At 64.7% G+C, this 17,124-nt stretch carries 12 protein-coding genes and 1 tRNA gene; 4 read left to right on the forward strand and 9 right to left on the reverse strand.

Annotated features, from left to right (window positions below; genetic code table 11):
* Positions 1 to 43: 43 nt before the first annotated feature.
* The 4 genes from N7573_RS16125 to N7573_RS16140 form a co-directional block, all read right to left on the reverse strand.
* Positions 44 to 1,639, reverse strand: a complete 1,596-nt coding sequence (locus N7573_RS16125; RefSeq protein WP_279912525.1) for an alkaline phosphatase D family protein — start codon at positions 1,637 to 1,639, stop codon at positions 44 to 46.
* A 10-nt stretch (positions 1,640 to 1,649) separates the two neighbouring features.
* Positions 1,650 to 4,583 (reverse strand): TonB-dependent receptor, encoded by a 2,934-nt coding sequence (locus N7573_RS16130; RefSeq protein WP_279912524.1) that lies wholly within the window; start codon positions 4,581 to 4,583, stop codon positions 1,650 to 1,652.
* A 141-nt stretch (positions 4,584 to 4,724) separates the two neighbouring features.
* Positions 4,725 to 5,747 carry a FecR domain-containing protein gene (locus N7573_RS16135; protein ID WP_279912523.1) on the reverse strand — a complete coding sequence of 341 codons (1,023 nt, stop codon included), beginning with the start codon at positions 5,745 to 5,747 and terminating at the stop codon, positions 4,725 to 4,727.
* Complete coding sequence (locus tag N7573_RS16140; RefSeq protein WP_032128424.1) at positions 5,744 to 6,259, reverse strand: sigma-70 family RNA polymerase sigma factor; 516 nt, start codon at positions 6,257 to 6,259, stop codon at positions 5,744 to 5,746. Before N7573_RS16140 ends, N7573_RS16135 begins: the two co-directional genes overlap by 4 nt.
* Before the next feature lie 138 nt (positions 6,260 to 6,397).
* On the opposite strand from N7573_RS16140, the gene N7573_RS16145 reads away from it, so the two are divergent.
* Together N7573_RS16145 and aceE are read left to right on the forward strand one after the other, a co-directional pair.
* The gene (locus tag N7573_RS16145) at positions 6,398 to 6,697 is read left to right on the forward strand and encodes a hypothetical protein (RefSeq protein ID WP_032128423.1); all 300 of its coding nucleotides are present in this window, start codon (positions 6,398 to 6,400) and stop codon (positions 6,695 to 6,697) included.
* Between the two features lie 265 nt (positions 6,698 to 6,962).
* On the forward strand, positions 6,963 to 9,635 hold the full coding sequence (gene aceE, locus N7573_RS16150) for a pyruvate dehydrogenase (acetyl-transferring), homodimeric type (protein ID WP_279912522.1): 2,673 nt from the start codon (positions 6,963 to 6,965) through the stop codon (positions 9,633 to 9,635).
* Positions 9,636 to 9,686: 51 nt separating this feature from the next.
* On the opposite strand, the gene N7573_RS16155 is transcribed toward aceE, so the two are convergent.
* The 3 genes from N7573_RS16155 to N7573_RS16165 form a co-directional block, all read right to left on the reverse strand.
* The gene (locus N7573_RS16155) at positions 9,687 to 10,169 is read right to left on the reverse strand and encodes a LuxR family transcriptional regulator (protein ID WP_110711893.1); all 483 of its coding nucleotides are present in this window, start codon (positions 10,167 to 10,169) and stop codon (positions 9,687 to 9,689) included.
* Positions 10,170 to 10,291: 122 nt separating this feature from the next.
* Complete coding sequence (locus N7573_RS16160; RefSeq protein WP_279912521.1) at positions 10,292 to 12,472, reverse strand: TonB-dependent siderophore receptor; 2,181 nt, start codon at positions 12,470 to 12,472, stop codon at positions 10,292 to 10,294.
* Between the two features lie 111 nt (positions 12,473 to 12,583).
* Positions 12,584 to 13,522: a helix-turn-helix transcriptional regulator gene (locus tag N7573_RS16165; protein ID WP_279912520.1), complete on the reverse strand. Its 939-nt coding sequence runs from the start codon at positions 13,520 to 13,522 to the stop codon at positions 12,584 to 12,586.
* A 139-nt stretch (positions 13,523 to 13,661) separates the two neighbouring features.
* On the opposite strand from N7573_RS16165, the gene N7573_RS16170 reads away from it, so the two are divergent.
* Together N7573_RS16170 and N7573_RS16175 are read left to right on the forward strand one after the other, a co-directional pair.
* Positions 13,662 to 15,992, forward strand: a complete 2,331-nt coding sequence (locus tag N7573_RS16170) for a TonB-dependent receptor (protein ID WP_279912519.1) — start codon at positions 13,662 to 13,664, stop codon at positions 15,990 to 15,992.
* 121 nt (positions 15,993 to 16,113) lie between these two features.
* Positions 16,114 to 16,575 carry a DUF4189 domain-containing protein gene (locus N7573_RS16175; RefSeq protein ID WP_180844142.1) on the forward strand — a complete coding sequence of 154 codons (462 nt, stop codon included), beginning with the start codon at positions 16,114 to 16,116 and terminating at the stop codon, positions 16,573 to 16,575.
* 84 nt (positions 16,576 to 16,659) lie between these two features.
* Here N7573_RS16175 and N7573_RS16180 read toward each other — a convergent pair.
* Positions 16,660 to 16,752 (reverse strand) — tRNA-Ser (locus N7573_RS16180).
* A 78-nt stretch (positions 16,753 to 16,830) separates the two neighbouring features.
* Entirely contained in the window at positions 16,831 to 17,034 is a 204-nt protein-coding gene (csrA, locus tag N7573_RS16185) for a carbon storage regulator CsrA (protein WP_006432031.1), read from the reverse strand.
* Positions 17,035 to 17,124: the final 90 nt, after the last annotated feature.

Genomic DNA, 17,124 nt, shown 5'->3' on the forward strand with positions numbered 1-17,124 from the left:
AAGCAGTCGAGCATGGCTCGACTCTACAAGGGGGCGTGCCTGATCAGGCCTCCTGCAATCCCGGGCGGCCGTGCTCCACCGCATAGCGCTTCCAGCTCTGCAGTGCGCCATCTGGCTGCATCACGGTATCCAGCGTTTTCATGTCGCCGATCCACGCATCACGGGTGACATCGCACAGCACATAGCCACGCTTGTCGGTGGTCGCCCTCAGATAAGGGCTGTGCGCGAGCTGATTCCTTGCGTACGCATCCACGCCCTGGCCGTCGGCGCCGGAAGTGATCGAAGTGGCGAGGAACTCACTGGAGACCACGCCTGAATCACGATGGTCCTGCACCAGGTCGCTGGCGTAATGCCGGTGCGCGTCGCCACACGCCGTCACCACGTTGCCGAATCCGACCTTCTGGATGTGATCGAGCAGGCGCCGGCGGCTGTCCAGATAGCCCGACCATTGGTCGTCGGACGACTGCACCATCCCGTCCTTCTCGCGCATGTAGTTGCCCAACGCCACCTGGTGGGCAATGGTGTGCCAGCGCGGTGCGGCATCGGCCAGGCCGTCGAACAGCCAGCGCTCTTGCTTCGCACCCACAATGCTGCGCTCCGGCGATTCCACCTCCTCGCGCAGCGCCATGTTTACCTGCTTGCTGCGGTACTGGCGTGTGTCGAGCAGGTGCAGGTCCATCAGCGTGCCATAGCGTGCGCGCCGGTACATCTGCATGTGGCCATCGCGCGGGAACGCCGAACGGCGCAGTGGCATGTTCTCGTAGTAGGCCTGGAACGCCTGTGCACGGCGCAGCAGGAACACTTCGCTGGGCGTATCGTCCTGGTCTTCGGCGCCGGCCCAGTTGTTGTCCACTTCATGATCATCGAAGGTGACGAACCACGGCGCCGACGCATGCGCGGCCTGCAGGTCGGCATCGCTCTTGTACTGGGCGTAGCGGCGACGGTAGTCGTCCAGCGTGTAGGTCTGCGGCCCGACATGATTGCGCAGGTTGGTGAACGGCTGGCCGTTCATTTTCCGCAGGCCCGGCTGGCTTTCGCCTTCGTAGATGTAATCACCGTAGTGGAAGACGAAATCCAGCGGTTCCTCGGCAATGCGCCGCCACGCGGTGTAGTGGCCTTCTTCGTAGTGCTGGCAACCGGCCACCGCAAAACGCACGCGATCCACTGCGGCCGTGGCTGCGGGCAGCGTGCGGGTGCAACCGACCGCACTGGCGTGGCCGCCTACGGTGAAGCGGTACCAGTAAGGCCGTGCGGGCGCCAACCCACCCAGCTCCACGTGCACAGCGTGGCCGAGTTCGGGATGCGCCATCGCCGAACCCTGGCGTACCACCCTGCGCATGCCCTCGTCCGCCGCCAGCTGCCATTCGACCACCATCGGCCGGGTCGGCATGCCACCGCCGAACACCAGCGGCTCGGTCGCCAGCCGTGTCCACAGCACCATGCCATCGGCCGAGGGATCACCCGAGGCCACGCCCAGGGTGAACGGCGTGCTGGCGAACCGCGGCGACGCCAGCAGGTTGCGCGGGTTCAGCGCGGCGGCATCGGTCTGTGCGGCCAGCGCGTGCGCCGTGCTCATCCACGCGCCGGCAGCGGACAGGCCGGCCAGGGCCAGGAATCGCCTGCGATTGATCGTATCCACGGCTGCGCCCTCAGTTGTAGATGATGTGGAAATAGAAGAAGCGGCCGTAGTCGTCGATCTCGGTACGGAAGCGCCCGTTCGGGCCGGTGCTGTAGGTCGGCTGTGTGTTGAACAGGTTCTTGGCCTCGTACTTCAGCGTCACGTGCCTACTGACCTTGTGGCTGAAGCCCATGTTGAAAGTCATGTACGGGTCGTAGTACGAATCCAGCCACTGGGTATCGCCGAAGTCGACCAGCATCCGGCTGCGGTAGGTACCGGACAGGCGCAGCTGTGCGCTCTTCCACGGCATGCGCCAGATCACCGACCCATTGAGCGACCAGTCCGGCTGGTACAGCAGGCGGTCCAGGCGGCGTTCGGTGCCATCACTGATGCGGTAGTTGGTCTGGCCTTCCAGCCGCGTGGCGTTGAAGTACATGTCGAAGCGCTGGCGGCCCCACTGCAGGTTGCGGTTGGCCACCGCGAACTCGACACCGCGCAGCCTGGACTCGTCGGTGTTCATCGGCTGGGTGACCCGGTAGCGCGTATCACCCACATTCTCGAAGGTGGTCAGGGTGTAGATGTCGTCCTTGATCACCTTGTCGAACAGAGCCACCGAGACCAGGCCGTTGTTGCCGTTGAAGTACAGGTCCCACGCCAGGTCGATGTTGGTGGAACGGCGCGGCTGCAGGTTGGCGTTGCCCTGCTTGATGGTGCAGAAGCCCCTGCCCTCCTCGTCATCGCCACAGCTGGTGCTGGTGGCCTGGGCGATGTTGCTGGGTGTCGGCCGGCCCAGCGTTCGGCTGGCGGAGAAGCGCAGGCGCTGGTCCTCGCTCAACTTGAACGTCGCATTCAATGAAGGCAGCAGGTTGTTGTAGCCACCGCTCGTATTGCGGAAGGCAGAGGTATACGTAGTGCCGCCATCATCGCTGAATGGGCTGTAGGCATCGAAGCGGGTGTGGTCGTAGCGCAGGCCGCCGATCAGCAGCAGTCGGTCCCAGGCGTAGTGTGCGGACACGTAGGCATTGGTGATGTCCTCCACGTACTTGTAGTCGCTGGTGAAGTTGGCATTTGGATACACCGCATTGTTGTTGCCCAGTTTCAGCAGCAGTTCCTCGTTCCACTTGCGGTTGTCGATCAGCGGGAAGCCCGGCACGCTGCCCAGCAGCGTCGAACCCGGATACAGATAATCGTTGAGCGTGGCACTGCTCTTGAAGTAGTCGAAGTCGATGTCCTGCCAGATCTTCAGATGGCGGTATTCGGCGCCGGCGGCCAGACCGAAGCCACGCGCATCGGCGTCGATGTTGTAGCTGAAGTCGGCACGCAGGTTGTCGATGCTCTCCTTGGCGTCGCGCGGCGAGACATAGGCCTGTGCCGGGTTGAGTTTGAACGCCGAGCTGGTCAACAGGCTGGAATCGGAAACCGCCACTGCGTTCGGGAAACCGTGGCTGTCGTTCTCGTAGTCGACGAACAGATTGCTTGGGTAGGCGCGCACACCCCAGTAGACCTGGTTGTTGTGGAAGGTCTCTTCGGTGTGGCCACCGCGCAGGGTCAGCCGCGAGCGATCACCGATATCCCAGTTGAAGCTGGCGATGGCGCCACGGTTGCTGCGGTCCCAGCGGTCGTGGCGGTTCTTGATGTAGATGCTGTTGATCTGGGTGGTGCCACTGTCTTCGGTCTGGTTGCGGATCGGAAATTTGGCGTTGCCGTACAGATCGGTCTTGTTCATCGTCGAGTTCTCGTAGAACCGGTACGAGTACAGCAGCAACGATGCGTAGAAAGGATCGTCCGATGGCTTCCATTCCAGCTTGGCCGAGCCACCGAAGTTGGTGATGAAGTTGGTATAGGTGCCGGTGCTGAAGTTGCCCGGCGCACGCAGCCCGTTCCAGCCCTTGGCCTCGTCCGGCCCCGTGGTACCGTCGGTGAGGTACTTGCCGGCGTCGTTGTAGTAGTAGTTCGACTCCACCCAGCGCTTGACGCTGTTGCGTGAACGCTGCTCATAGCGCGCTACCGCAACAAGGCCGAATTCCTGGTCGGCACCGATCTGGTTGGAGAACACCATCTTGGCGCTCTTGCCGAAATGCCCCAGGGTCTCGTGGTTGCCACCGGCACTGCGCTCGACATTGGTCTCCGCCGTGGAATAGATGCCGGCCACATCGGCGAACACGTACTTGCCGGACCGGTCGAAGGCACTGCGGCTGATGATGTCGATCACGCCGCCGATCGCATCCGGCGCCTGCTCCGCGCTGAAGCTCTTGTAGATGTCGGTGCGGGTGCCGATGTCGCTGGGAATCAGCTGCAGGTTGTTCATGCGCTCACCCGAGCCACTGCCACCCACGCTGGCAATCGCGATGCCATCGATGGTGGTGTAGTTGAGGTTGGCCTGCACGCCACGCACCGTCACGTAACGGGGCTCACCGGCATCCTCCACGGCACTCAGGCCCGGCGCGGCCATCAGGCTCTCGGCCAGGGTCTCGTCGCCGTAGCTGTCCATCTCGTCGTAGACCACCGAATCCTTGATCACCGGCGAGGTCTTCTTCTGGTCGATCACCTCATGCGCAGCAATCACCTTCACCGTGCCCAGGGTCGGCGCCACCACCGCTTCGGCCTCGCGCGGCTTCGGCGCGGCCGGCTTCGGTTCGTTGTGTGCCGGCGCAGGATCAATGGCGATGACGTTGCCATCCACCACGGTGTAGCCCAGGCCGGTCCCTGCCAGCAGCGCGTCCAGCGCCTGCTTGACGGTGGCACCGCGCGGCACCGCCCCGGCCATGTGCACTTCACCACTGCCCGAATACAGGAACTGCACGCCGGAACTGCGCGACAACTGCTCCAGCGCGCGCGCCAGCGGCTGCGCCGCGATCGGCGCCGAAACGCGGGCCTCGAGGCCATCGGCAGTGGCCGCAGCCGCCAGCGGCACGCTGCAGGGAGACAGGGCGAGGATGATCGACAGGTAAAGCGTGTTGCGCATCACGGGTCCTTGGAAGAGAGAAGGCAGCAGGTGCCGCTGCGTGACTCGGCAGCGGCTTCTCCCAAGTAAGAGCCCGCATCCACCGAAGTGGAGAACGCGGATTTGATGAATTTTTTCTGACAGCCCACGGCCATGTCGACCTCAGCGACTGCCAACCCGCACGGTGTCGCCTTCGCGCCGCACCACGAAACGCGGATCGCGCTCGAGGAAGGCCTGCAGCGCACCGATGCGATGCGCGTCCAGGCTGCCGGACAACCGCGCCGACGCCGCACCTTCATCCAGCACCCGCACCTGCACCTGGTTGTGGCGGTTGAAGGCGGCGGCCACCTCATCCAGCCGCTCGTCCAGGAAAGAGACCTTGCGTTGCTGCCAGTCCAACAGCATCGACAACGGCACATCCAACGACTCGACCGCATGGCTGCGCGCGTCGACCTGCACCACCTGGCCTTTGCCCAGTTGTGCAAGACGCCGCGCATCCGCACCGTGGCTCCACACTTCCACCTCGCCGGAAACCACACCGATGCGGGTGCCCTGCAGCCGTCGCGACACGTCGAACACCGTGCCGATATCGCGGATCTGCAATCCGTTCACCTGCACCTCGAACGGCCGTCGGTCCAGGGCGATGTCGAACGTGGCCTCGCCCTGCAGCAGCTCCACCCTGCGGCTGAACCCGCCCATGCGCACCCGCAGGCGGCTGTCCGCGTTGAGCCGCACCTGGGTCTGGTCGGGCAGCACCAGGTCGCGAATTTCTCCATGTCCGGCGCTGTAAAGCTGCTCGGTAGGCATCAGCTGCGGTACCAGGCCCACGCCGAGCAGGGCGATACAGGCTGCGGCAGCCGCCACCCACCAACGCGTGCGACGGCTGTGCGGCGCACTGCGCAGCGGGGCCTGTGCGTGTCCGAACAGCGGCACGACCTTGGCAGCGGCCTGCTGTGGCGGCACCGAGGCCTCTTCAGCCAATGCCGATTGCAGCGCCTCACCAACCTGCCGGTGCAGTGCGAGCGCGTGCATATAGGCGCGCACATGCTCCGGCGAGCGCTTCATCCAGTCCAGCAACGCAACCCGCTCGGCTTCGCCCAGCACGCCCTCGCGATTGCGCTGGAACCAATCCATGGCCTCGCTGGCGATCACGTCGTCGGCCGCACCCGATGGATTCCGTTTCATGTGAGCTCCCTGGCGCCCAGCGCCTTCCTGCAGGCGTCCAGCCCCTTGCCGATATGCTTGCGCACCATGTGCACCGAGACCTGCAGCTGCTGGCTGATTGCCGGGCAGTCCAGCCCGTCGCGATAATGCAGCTCCATCACCCGCCGCGTGGTCGCCGGCAGCCGTGCGATGGTGCTGCGGATATCGCTCCAGCGCTGCGCGCGCTCGAATTCGCCTTCGATGTCTTCTTCGCTCTTCAACACTTCGGCCAGGAGGTCGACGTCCTCCAGCGGCGGCAGCGACGAACGCGCGCGCGCGTGCTCCCGTGCAAGATTGGCGGCCACGGTGAACAGGTAGGCTTCCGGGTTTTCGACCGCGTCGGCATGTTCACCGGTGCTGCGCAGCAGCCGCAGGTAAACCTCCTGCGCCAGATCTTCGGCATCTTCGCTGGCAGAACCCCGGCGCAGGAAGAAGCCGCGCAGCAGCCGCCGCCGCAGCGCATAGCTCTTCTCCCAGATCCTCACGCTGTTCACGGCCGGCCAACCACCCCAAGGCTGGAAAGCCCCGCAGGGTGACGGCCATCGATGACAGTGGCGTTTCAACTGCCGGCAGGCAGCCGCTAGAATGCCGCCTCTGCAGTTTCCGGCAGCCGGCACAAGGAGTGCCCCGCAATGAACGCCCGCACCGCCATCAACACCCTCAGCAGCCTGCTGTTCCTGCTGCTGGTCGCACACACCACCGCCTACCAGCAGCAGATGTGGCCGCCCAGCCGTGTCGTCCACGTGCATCCGGTGGTCGTCGCCCTCGCCTACGCGCTGGGCCTGCTCACCCTGCTGCTGTGGATCGGAGGGCGCCGCTTGCCGGAACGCTGCCAGCAGCTCTCAGGCTGGCTGCCGATCGTGGCCTGGTGCCTGCTGGGGGTTGGTGTGGCGGTCATCCCGATGTTCTTCCCGGGCCTGTCCCCGGCCTGATCAGCGGCCTGATCAGCGGCCGCACCCGGCGCACCCGGCGCACCCGGCCATGATACGGCGCGCCGTGCCAACCCTTGCTTGCCAGAGACCCAAGCTCTGCCCGCCTATCGAAGCCGGGGGGCCAGGCCTACGCTTGTCTTCTCGGCGGCCGCCACGGTCGCCCTTCGCGTCACGGCCCCGCCGTTGCGACCCCGCTCCAGTGCTGTGCGCCCTGCCGGTGTTGTCGCCCAGGCAGAAGTCCGACCGGCGCCCTCTGGAGACAGTCATGAACCAAGCGCTCATTCCCTTCGATACCGATCCGCTGGAAACCCGCGAGTGGCGTGAATCACTGGAAGCGGTGATGCAGACCGGTGGCCGGCCGCGCGCGCACTACCTGATCGACCAGCTCAGCGAGCTGGATGCACAGCAGCACGGCGACCTGCATACCCGTGCCTGGACCGCCTACGTCAACACCATCCCGCCCGAGCGCCAGCCGGCCTACCCGGGTGATCTGGCCATCGAGCGCCGCCTGAACGCGATGATCCGCTGGAATGCGATGGTGATGGTGCTGCGTGCCGGCAAGCATTCCAACGTCGGTGGCCACATCGCCACCTACCAGTCGGCGGCAGTACTGTACGACGTGGGCTTCGATCATTTCTTCCGTGGCCGTACCGACACCTTCGACGGCGACATGATCTACATCCAGGGCCACTCCGCGCCGGGCATCTATGGCCGCGCGTACGTGGAAGGCCGCATCGATCCGGCGCGCATGGACAACTTCCGCCGCGAAGCCGGGCGCGAAGGCCTGTCCTCGTATCCACACCCGCGATTGATGCCGGAGTTCTGGCAGTTCCCCACCGTGTCGATGGGGCTGGGCCCGCTGACCGCCGCCTACCAGGCGCGCTACATGCGTTACCTGGAATACCGCGGCCTGAAAGAACACCAGGGCCGCAAGGTCTGGGCCTTCCTCGGCGACGGCGAGATGGATCAGCCCGAATCGCTGGCGGCGATCTCGCTGGCCGGCCGCGAGCGGCTGGACAACATCGTGTTCGTGGTCAACTGCAACCTGCAGCGTCTGGACGGTCCGGTGCGTGGCAACGCCAAGGTCATCCAGGAACTGGAAGGCACCTTCCGCGCGGCTGGCTGGAACGTGATCAAGCTGATCTGGGGCAGCGGCTGGGACGACCTGCTGGCCCGCGACCACAGCGGCCTGCTGCGCCAGCGCATGATGGAATGCGTGGACGGCGACTACCAGACCTTCAAGTCGCAGAACGGTGCCTACGTGCGCGAGCATTTCTTCGGCCGCTACCCCGAGCTGCTGGAGCTGGTCGCGCACATGAGCGACGACGACATCTGGGCGCTGGCACGTGGTGGCCACGATCCGCAGAAGGTGTTCGCCGCCTACCAGCAGGCCGTGAATACCAGCGGCCGGCCGACCGTGATCCTGGCCAAGACGGTCAAGGGTTTCGGCATGGGCGAAGCCGGCGAAGGCCAGAACATCAACCACCAGCTGAAGAAGATGAGCGCCGACGCGGTGCGTGCGTTCCGCGACCGTTTCAACCTGCCGGTCAGCGATGAGCAGCTGGAGGAAATGCCGTACCTGCGTCCGGAGCCGGGCAGCGCCGAGGCGACCTACTTCGCCGAACGCCGCCGCATCCAGGGCGGGCAGCTGCCGGCGCGCCTGGCCAAGGTCGATCCGCTGCCGCTGCCGCCGCTGTCGATCTTCAACACCCAGCTGCAGGGCAGCGGCGATCGCGGCCAGTCCACCACCATGGGCTTCGTGCGCATCCTCACCAGCCTGCTGAAGGACCCGGAACTGGGCAAGCTGGTGATTCCGATCGTGCCCGATGAATCGCGCACCTTCGGCATGGAAGGCCTGTTCCGCCAGATCGGCATCCATTCGTACCTGGGCCAGCTGTACACCCCTCAGGATGCCGGCCAGCTGAGCTACTACAAGGAAGCCAAGGACGGCCAGATCCTGCAGGAAGGCATCAACGAATCCGGTGCGATCTGTTCGTGGATCGCCGCCGGTACCGCCTACAGCAACCACGGGCTGGCGACGATTCCGTTCTACATCTTCTACTCGATGTTCGGCCTGCAACGCGTCGGCGACCTGGCCTGGGCCGCCGCCGATGCGCGCACCCGCGGCTTCCTGCTCGGCGCCACCTCCGGCCGTACCACGCTGATGGGCGAAGGCCTGCAGCACGATGACGGCCACAGCCACGTGCTGTCGTCGGTGATCCCGAGCTGCGTGTCCTACGACCCGACCTACAACTACGAGCTCGCGGTGATCATCCACGACGGCCTGCGCCGCATGTACGTCGAGCAGGAAGACATCTACTACTACATCACCGTACTCAACGAGAACTATCCGCAGCCGGCGCTGCCCGAGGGCGCCGAGGCCGGCATCCTGAAGGGCCTGTACCTGCTGCACCCGACGGCCGCCGACAGCGACTCGCAGCCACGCGTGCAGCTGATGGGCAGCGGTTCGATCCTGCGCGAAGTGGAAGCCGCGGCAGAACTGCTGCAGCAGGACTTCGGCATCGCCAGCGATGTGTGGAGCGCGACCAGCCTGACCGAACTGCGCCGCGATGGCCTGGCTGCCGAGCGCTGGAACCTGCTGCATCCGGCCGAGGAGCCCCGCGTGCCCTACCTGCAGCAGTGCCTGCAGGGCCATGAAGGCCCGGTGGTGGTGGCCACCGACTACATGAAGATCGTCGGCGACCAGATCCGTCCCTTCATCAACGACCGCCGCTTCACCGCGCTCGGCACCGATGGCTTCGGGCGCTCCGACACGCGTGAGTCGCTGCGCACGTTCTTCGAAGTGGACCGCCACTTCATCGTGCTGGCCGCCTTGAAGTCACTGGCCGACGAAGGCCGCATCGAGCGCGCGCGGATGCAGGACGCCATCGACAAGTACGGCATCGACACCGGCAAGCGCGACCCGGCTGCGGTGTAAGGCTGCTGCATTCACCACGCCCGTTCTACGGGCGTGGTGCCGGCGGCAACGCTAGGGCATTCGCTTGAACAGATTGGTCTGCAGGATCGGCGTACCGTCGTGGCCGTAGAACGCCTTGGTCTCGGTCATCGTCGAGCGGTCGGCCGCGACGGTATAGATACGGGTGGAGGCCGGCGTGCCGTGGTCCACCAGCTGCATCACCAGGGTGTTCGGCGCTGGCAGTTTCAGGTTGGCCTTGTCTGCGCCATAGGTGCCGGACAAGGGCCCCGGCGTGCCGTCCAGCGCCAGCGTGCCGTCGGACTTCATGGTCTTGCCGTCGTGCAGGACGATGTCCACGTGTGAACTCCAACGCCCCGCACCGGCGTCCTTGAACTCCAGCACCACCTGCTTCGGGCGCTGCGCCTCGGGCAACGCAGACGTAGCGATATCCAGCGACCAGCGCCCCAACAGCGGTGAAGGAGACGCCTCCACTGCCAGTGCCGGAACGGCGGGGAATGAAAGCGCAGACAACAACACAGCGGACAACAGCTTCATACGTTGCTCCGTTCCCGTGAAGAGGACGCTGCGTGAAGCACTGTGGGGCGCAGCATCCGGATGCTGCACAGCATCGGCGCCCCGCACAAGGCAGGGCGCTGAACGGAGGGCAACGCCGTGCCTTAATAGCCAACCTTCACAGTGAACATCACGTTTCGCGGCGCGCCGTACCAGCCCTGGTTGTAGAAGCCGATCTGCGAGTAGTAGTGGCGGTCGAACAGGTTGTTGATGTTGACTGCGGCCGACACATTGGAACTGAACTGATAGCGCGCCATCAGGTTCACCAGCGCGTAGCCGGGCTGCTCCACCGGCACACGGCGATTCCCTGGCGCGGTGGCGGTCTGGTACATGCGGTTCTGCCAGTCAACGCCACCGCCGATCGTCAGCCGGTCCCAGGCACCCGGCAGCCGCCAGGTGGTGAACAGCTTGAACAGGCTGCGCGGCTTGGCGGTGTTGATCGCCCGTCCCTGTGCATCCTGCGCGATGAAGGTGGTGAAGCTGGTACCCAGGCTCCAGCCCGGTAGCGGCTCGCCGGCCAGCTCCAGTTCCAGGCCATCCACGGTTGCGCCCTTCACCGCACGGTAGGCCGCCTGCGTGCTGCCTTCGACCAGACCGCCAGTGGCCTCGGCCAGGTTGTCCTGCTGGGTGCGGAACAGCGCCGCCGACGCATTCAAGCGCTCCTGCAGCCAGCTGCCCTTGAGGCCCAGCTCATAGCTGCGGCCACTGACCGGATCGAGGATCTGCCCGGATTCGTTGCGGTTGTTCTGCGGCTTGAAGATGCCGGTGTAGCTGGCGTACACGCTGCTGTAGCCGTTGAAATCCCAGACCACGCCGGCATACGGTACGAACTCGTTGCGGTAGCGGTACTTCCGCTTGGTGCCAAAGTAGACCTGGTCGGTCTCCCAGTTGCTCATGCGGCCACCGACGATCACGTGCAGCGGATCGGCCAGCGACAGCCGCGCCACCGCGTAGGCACCGCTCTGATGGTTGTCCAGGTCATCGGCCTGAGTCTTGCTGCTGGCCCACGTCGGCTCCGGCGTGCCCGGCCCGTGCCAGTCCAGATAGCTGGCCAACGGCGGCAGCGGCGCCAGCGGCGCCAGCGCGCGGTATTGCCCCAGCGCGATTTCATCGCGTGAGCGCGACCAGCCGATGGACGCAATGTGCTGGCGGCCGAACAGCTGGAACGGACCGGTCAGGCTGGCGCTGATCGCTTCGCGTCGCACCGGACCGTCGTAGCGGGTGAAGCTGTTGCCATTGGGCATGGCGCCGGTAACCGGATCGGGGTAGCCACCGCGATAGAGATGCTTCATTTCCATGTCGGTATGCGAGCGGCTGTAGGACACGCGCGCCTGCCAGTCGTTGCCGAAACGATGGTTGAAGTCGAAGAAGCCATTGCGGGTGTCGGTGCTCATCCGTGCCCACGGCGCGGTGGCTGATACCGAGCGGTCGAAACGGGTGCGCGTGCCATCGGCGTTGAACAGCGCGAAGCCGCTGCCGAAGCCACGGTTGTCGTTGCCCTGGTAGGAGATGCCGGCGATCAACCCGGTGTCCTCGCCCAAGTCCACGCTGACCACGCCGTAGAGCGTCTTCGCCGTACTGTCCAGGCCAGCGGTGTAGCTGTCGCCCTCTGCCTGCGCGGCCACCAGGCGACCACGCACACGCCCTTCCCGGCTCAGCGGGCTGGACACATCCGCCCACGCGCGCCGTGCGTCCCAGCTGCCGAGGCTGATGCCACCACTGGCAGCGAACTCGCGCAGCGGGCGCTTGCGCACGTAGTTCACTGCCGCCGAGGGATTGCCGGCGCCGGTCATCAGGCCGTTGGCGCCGCGCACGATCTCGATGCGGTCATACACCACCATGTCCAGGTTGTTCTCGCCGAAATTCCACGGCGACAGCACCGGCATCACCACGCCATCGAACTGGTAGTTGTCGATGTCGAAGCCGCGTGCGGAGAACGAGTAGCGGTTGGCGTCGCTGCGCGTGACCGAGATGCCAGGTGCGGTCGCCAAGGCATCGGCGGTGCTGAGCAGGCCACGGTCCTCGATCTGCTGGCGGGTGACCACGCTGACTGATTGCGGGGTCTGCCGCGAGGTCAGCGACAGTCCAGTCGCCGTGCCCATCGAGTCGGTGGTGTAGGAACGCGACGTTTCGGTGCTGCCATCGAGGTCGGCCGTGACCTGCACGGTTGGAAGCTGGGAAGGCGTTACGGACGGAGTGCGTTCGGCGGCGTGGGCAGCGTTGAACAGCGCCAGGGTCGTGCCGATGGCGCTAGCCAGGGCACACGGGCGGAAACAGGCAGGCATGGGAGATCCAGCGGGAAGGAAAGGCTGGATGAGAATTATTGTCATTTGAGCGTGAGCGCACGTATGCGCGGACGCAGCAGGCGTATGCGCACTGCCGACGGTGGTCCGGACTCAGCGAAGCTCGCTGGGCGCGATGCCGTAGCGCGCGCGGAATGCGGTCGCGAAATTGGTGGCGTGCCGGTAGCCGACGAAGTGTGCGGCCTGCTGCACGCTGCAGCCCTGCCGCAGCTGCTCGCAGGCCAGCTGCAGGCGCCGCTCGCGCAGCCAGGCGAACACCGAACACCGGTGCACCTGCTGGAACTTCAGCCGCAGGCTGCTCGGGCTCATGCAGGCCAGGCGCGCCAGATCCTCCAGGCTGTGGTCAGCCGCAGGTGATGCCTGCAGGCAGTCGATCACCCGTTGCAGCATGCGGCGATCACGTGCTGAAACACGCTGGTCCGGCGATGCCTCCTGGGCAGGCGCACCCAACGCCATCGCCAGCATCTGCAGGCCCACACCCTCGCACAGCAGCGCATGCATTGCGCCCTGCCAGGTCCCCGACAGCAACTGTTCGGCGGCATGTTCAAGTTGCGCGGGTACCTGCCAGCTGTGCAGCCGCCGGCGACCATGGCGATGAGCCTGCAACAGCAGTTCGCTGATCACCGGATCATCCATCTCGGCCGGTGCATCCAGCGAGACATTCAGACTGCGCATCCGTTGACCGGCCGGATGAATCGCAGTCATCGGCGTGGCATCGGCCAACACCATCGCGCCGGCGCCGCGGTTCATGCCGATCACAGCCTGCCCTTCCAGGCGTGCTCCGGCACGACCTTCCAGCATCACGATCGCAGCGAACGGCGGGGGTGCCTCCGAAGTCGCCTCGAACGGCTGATGCGCGACCACGTCCGACAGCGCCAGGCTGATGCCAGGGCGCAAGCAGCGCTGTTCCACCCTGCCCTCGACCACGCACAGCGCGCCCGAATCGGTGGCGGACGCGAGTGCTGGCAGCCGATAGCGGAAACCACTGCTGCGGCCCAAGCGGTCCAGGTCGGCGAGGGTGAGGCTGTGCATGGTGCGCCCGTGAAGAATCACCCGCCATTCTCATATGAGAACCGTTCTCATATCCAGTCCCGATGGCAAGGCCCAATCCGCCCTTGTCGATACAAATAGTTACGTTATAACATTTCACATCAACTTCACGGATCGTGTCATGCGCCGCCATCTCCTTGCTGCAGCCATTCTGTTCGCCGTCCACACCGCCCAGGCCGCGGACGAACCCACCCTCCCCACCCTCCAGGTCCAGGCCACCCAGCCTTCGCGCATCGACAGCCGGGTCACCGTCGACAATCCGCAGGCGCAGAACCGCACCCTCGGCGGCCTGCTCGAACACGTCTCCGGTGTGCAGAGCAGCGCCTTCGGGCCGAATGCGGGCGCCCCGGTCATCCGCAGCCTCAGCGGCAACCGCGTGCAGATCCTGCAGGACGGCCAATCGATTCTGGGCATGAACGCGATCAGCGGTGACATCAACATCCCGTTCGATCCGCTGTTCGTACGCAGTGTCACCGTCAACAAGTCTTCCGACACCGTGCGCTATGGGGGCAATGCGATCGGCGGCAGCGTGGAGATCGACTCGGGCCTGATCTCGCGCAGCATGGAAGACAGGGATCAGTCGATGGAACTGGTCCTGCGCAAGGGCTTCAACGCGGCCGACGCGCAGGGCTTCCGCATGAACTTCAACAATCAGCGCAACATCTCCACCAATCTGCAGGTGTCGCGGCAGCGCATCTCGCACTACGACATCCCCGGCAACAGCAAGGCCAGCGTCTGCAACACCGGGCTGTTCCCGGCAGGCGGGGGCGTCAACTCGGCACTGGCCGACGCCTGCCAGAAAGAGGCGCGCGTCCAGCAGATCTACAACAAAGCCTCGCAGCCATACATCGACCAGTTCATGACCGAGAACCCGGACTGGGCCGATGGTGATTTCTCGTTCTACACCAACAATCCGACCTCGGTCTGGCAGCGCCGCACCTACGTCAATCCGGTCAACCCGGCCTACGTCGCAGGCACGCCTTCATACGTGCAGAAGCAGATCAACAACGATGTGACGCCCGATTACCACCACCGGCTGGGCAACAGCTATGCACGCAATTCGCAGGTGGCCTTCGGTTCGACGCTGTTCTTCGACCGCGGTTACGTCGGTGTCAGCATTGATGCCAAGGACAGCGAGTACGGCGTGCCGGGCTTTTCGATGCAGAACCTGTCGTTCGGCTCCAACTACGCCGACGGCCTGCCGGTGGGCGTGGTGATCAAGCAGCAGCGCTACGCACTGGAAGCCCTGCTGAGTGATCCACTGCCGTGGTTCGAGCGCGCGGAACTCCGTGTTTCCAAGCTGGACAACACCTCAGGCGAGCGGCTGGGCGCCACCAAGGCCAACGACTACGATTTCGAGAGCACCCAGGCCGAGCTGCTGCTCAGCCATCAACGCATCGGCCCTCTCAGCGGCCTGCTCGGTTTCAGCCATCAGTCGCGTGATGTCACCGGCAGCGGCTCGCAGCGCTACCTACCGGACGTGGACACGCGCAGCAATGCGGTGTTCCTGAAGGAGACGCTGGACTTCGACTGGGCCACCTTCGATGCCGGCGTGCGCCACGAGCGTGTGGATCACGAATTGCAGCCCAGCCGCTTCAAGACCGCGCGCAATGCCGCCAACACCAAACTGCAGAACCGCGACTACCGGCTCAACAGCTACAGCCTCGGCTCGTACGTCGAGCTCGGCCCCTTGTTCTCAGCCAAGATCCGTTACTCATCCTCACAGCGCGCCCCGGAGATCAACGAGCTGTATGCCAGCAACGCGCACTATTCGGTGATGACACAGGAAGAAGGCAACCAGAACCTGGAACCGGAGCGCGCGAAGAACCTGGAACTGACCGGCCTGTTCCACCTCGGTGGTTTCGAGCTGTCCGCCACCGCATACCGGATGCGGTACGAGAACTACCTCTACCTCGGCTACTCCGGCCTGCAGACCGCCAACCGCCTGCCACTGAAGTACTGGAAGCAGACCGACACCACGGTGAAGGGCTTCGAGATCGATGCTTCGCAGGCATTGGACCTGGGCCGCTTCGGCACGTTGAATGTGTCCGCCTTCGCCGACCTGGTGAAGAACAAGGCCGACCGCCCCGATTCGCTGCGTGCCCACAATGACGGCGAGTACCTGCCGAACATGCCGACCAACCGCTACGGCGCCAACCTGCAGTGGCAGCGCGAGGGCTGGAAGGCGCAGTTGTCCAGCACCTACTACGACAGGCAGAAGTACCTCGGCCGCAACGTCAGCGAGGAGGTGCCACTGGATGCGTTCAACCTGGTCGACCTGCAGGTCAGCCGCGAACTGCCGGTACGCAACAGCTACATCGCCGGCGTGGAGGTGTTCGTCAACGGCAGCAACCTGCTCAATGAAGAAGCACGGCCGCACAACTCGCCGTTGAAGTACATCGCACCGTTGCCCGGGCGGGGCTTCCAGGTGGGTGTGACGGTGAAGCTCTGACAACCGGATGCATCGGTACACGCCTGCAGGCAGACGGCCTGCAGGCGTCGTCCATCGCACCCCCTGCGTGGTTGCACCACGCTCCCCGGTTGATTCACCATCGGCAGAGAAGGAGAGCGTGATGAACTGGAAGCATGCGGTTTCACTGGCACTGTTGTTGTCCGTTTCATCAGGCGCAAGTGCTGCGTCTGCGATCACCTACGACAAGGATGGCCGCTACGGCTATTCGATGAACCAATCTTCCCTCACCACTGCGATGCAGCAGTCGCTGCACTACTGCGCAGCGCGATCGCGCAATTGCGGTCAGTCCGCCAGCACCAGCAGCGAAGGCTATTCGGCCATAGCGACCGGCACGATTGCGTTGGGCTTTGCACTGGGTGAGAAGACCGCGGACGCCGCGCAGCGGAAGGCCGAAAGAATGTGCAGGGAACGTGCCAACGACTGCACGCTTGCCTTGCTGTGGCGGGAAACCCCGCCTCGCTATCTTGAACCGCCACAGCTGCCCGGTGCGCCCGCTCCGGCACCAGCGGCGACGCCCGCGCCCATGCCAACGCCTGCCATCCGCACCGATCAGCCAGGATAGCCAGCTCCACGCCGGCTGTACTTTCGAGTGTCGGATAAAGAAAAACGCCTGCAGATCGAGGATCTGCAGGCGCTTCTTTGTATCTGGCGGAGTGAGAGGGATTCGAACCCTCGATAGAGCTTTTGACCCTATACTCCCTTAGCAGGGGAGCCCCTTCGGCCACTCGGGCATCACTCCGGGGTTTTCTCCGCGTCTGGTGCGTTGCACCTCAGCGGGGCGTGAATCATAACGTTAATCGAGTGCGAAGGTAAAGCGTTATTCGGCAGAATTTTCGCTACCGGCGCCACCGGCTTCGTCACCGCGCTGGATGCGCTGATAGATCTCTTCGCGATGCACAGCGACGTCCTTCGGCGCGGTGATGCCGATACGCACCTGGTTACCCTTGACGCCAAGCACGGTGACGCTCACCGAGTCTCCGATCATCAGGGTTTCGCCGACGCGGCGAGTCAGGATCAACATTTTTGTAAGTCTCCATGGAACCGTGTGGAAGGGTATCCCCCACCGGCTTGACGCTCCGTCAAGAAGCGCTACCACGACAAAGGGAAAAGA

It is taken from the genome of Stenotrophomonas sp. GD04054 (assembly GCF_029836955.1).
GTDB lineage: Bacteria > Pseudomonadota > Gammaproteobacteria > Xanthomonadales > Xanthomonadaceae > Stenotrophomonas > Stenotrophomonas maltophilia_A.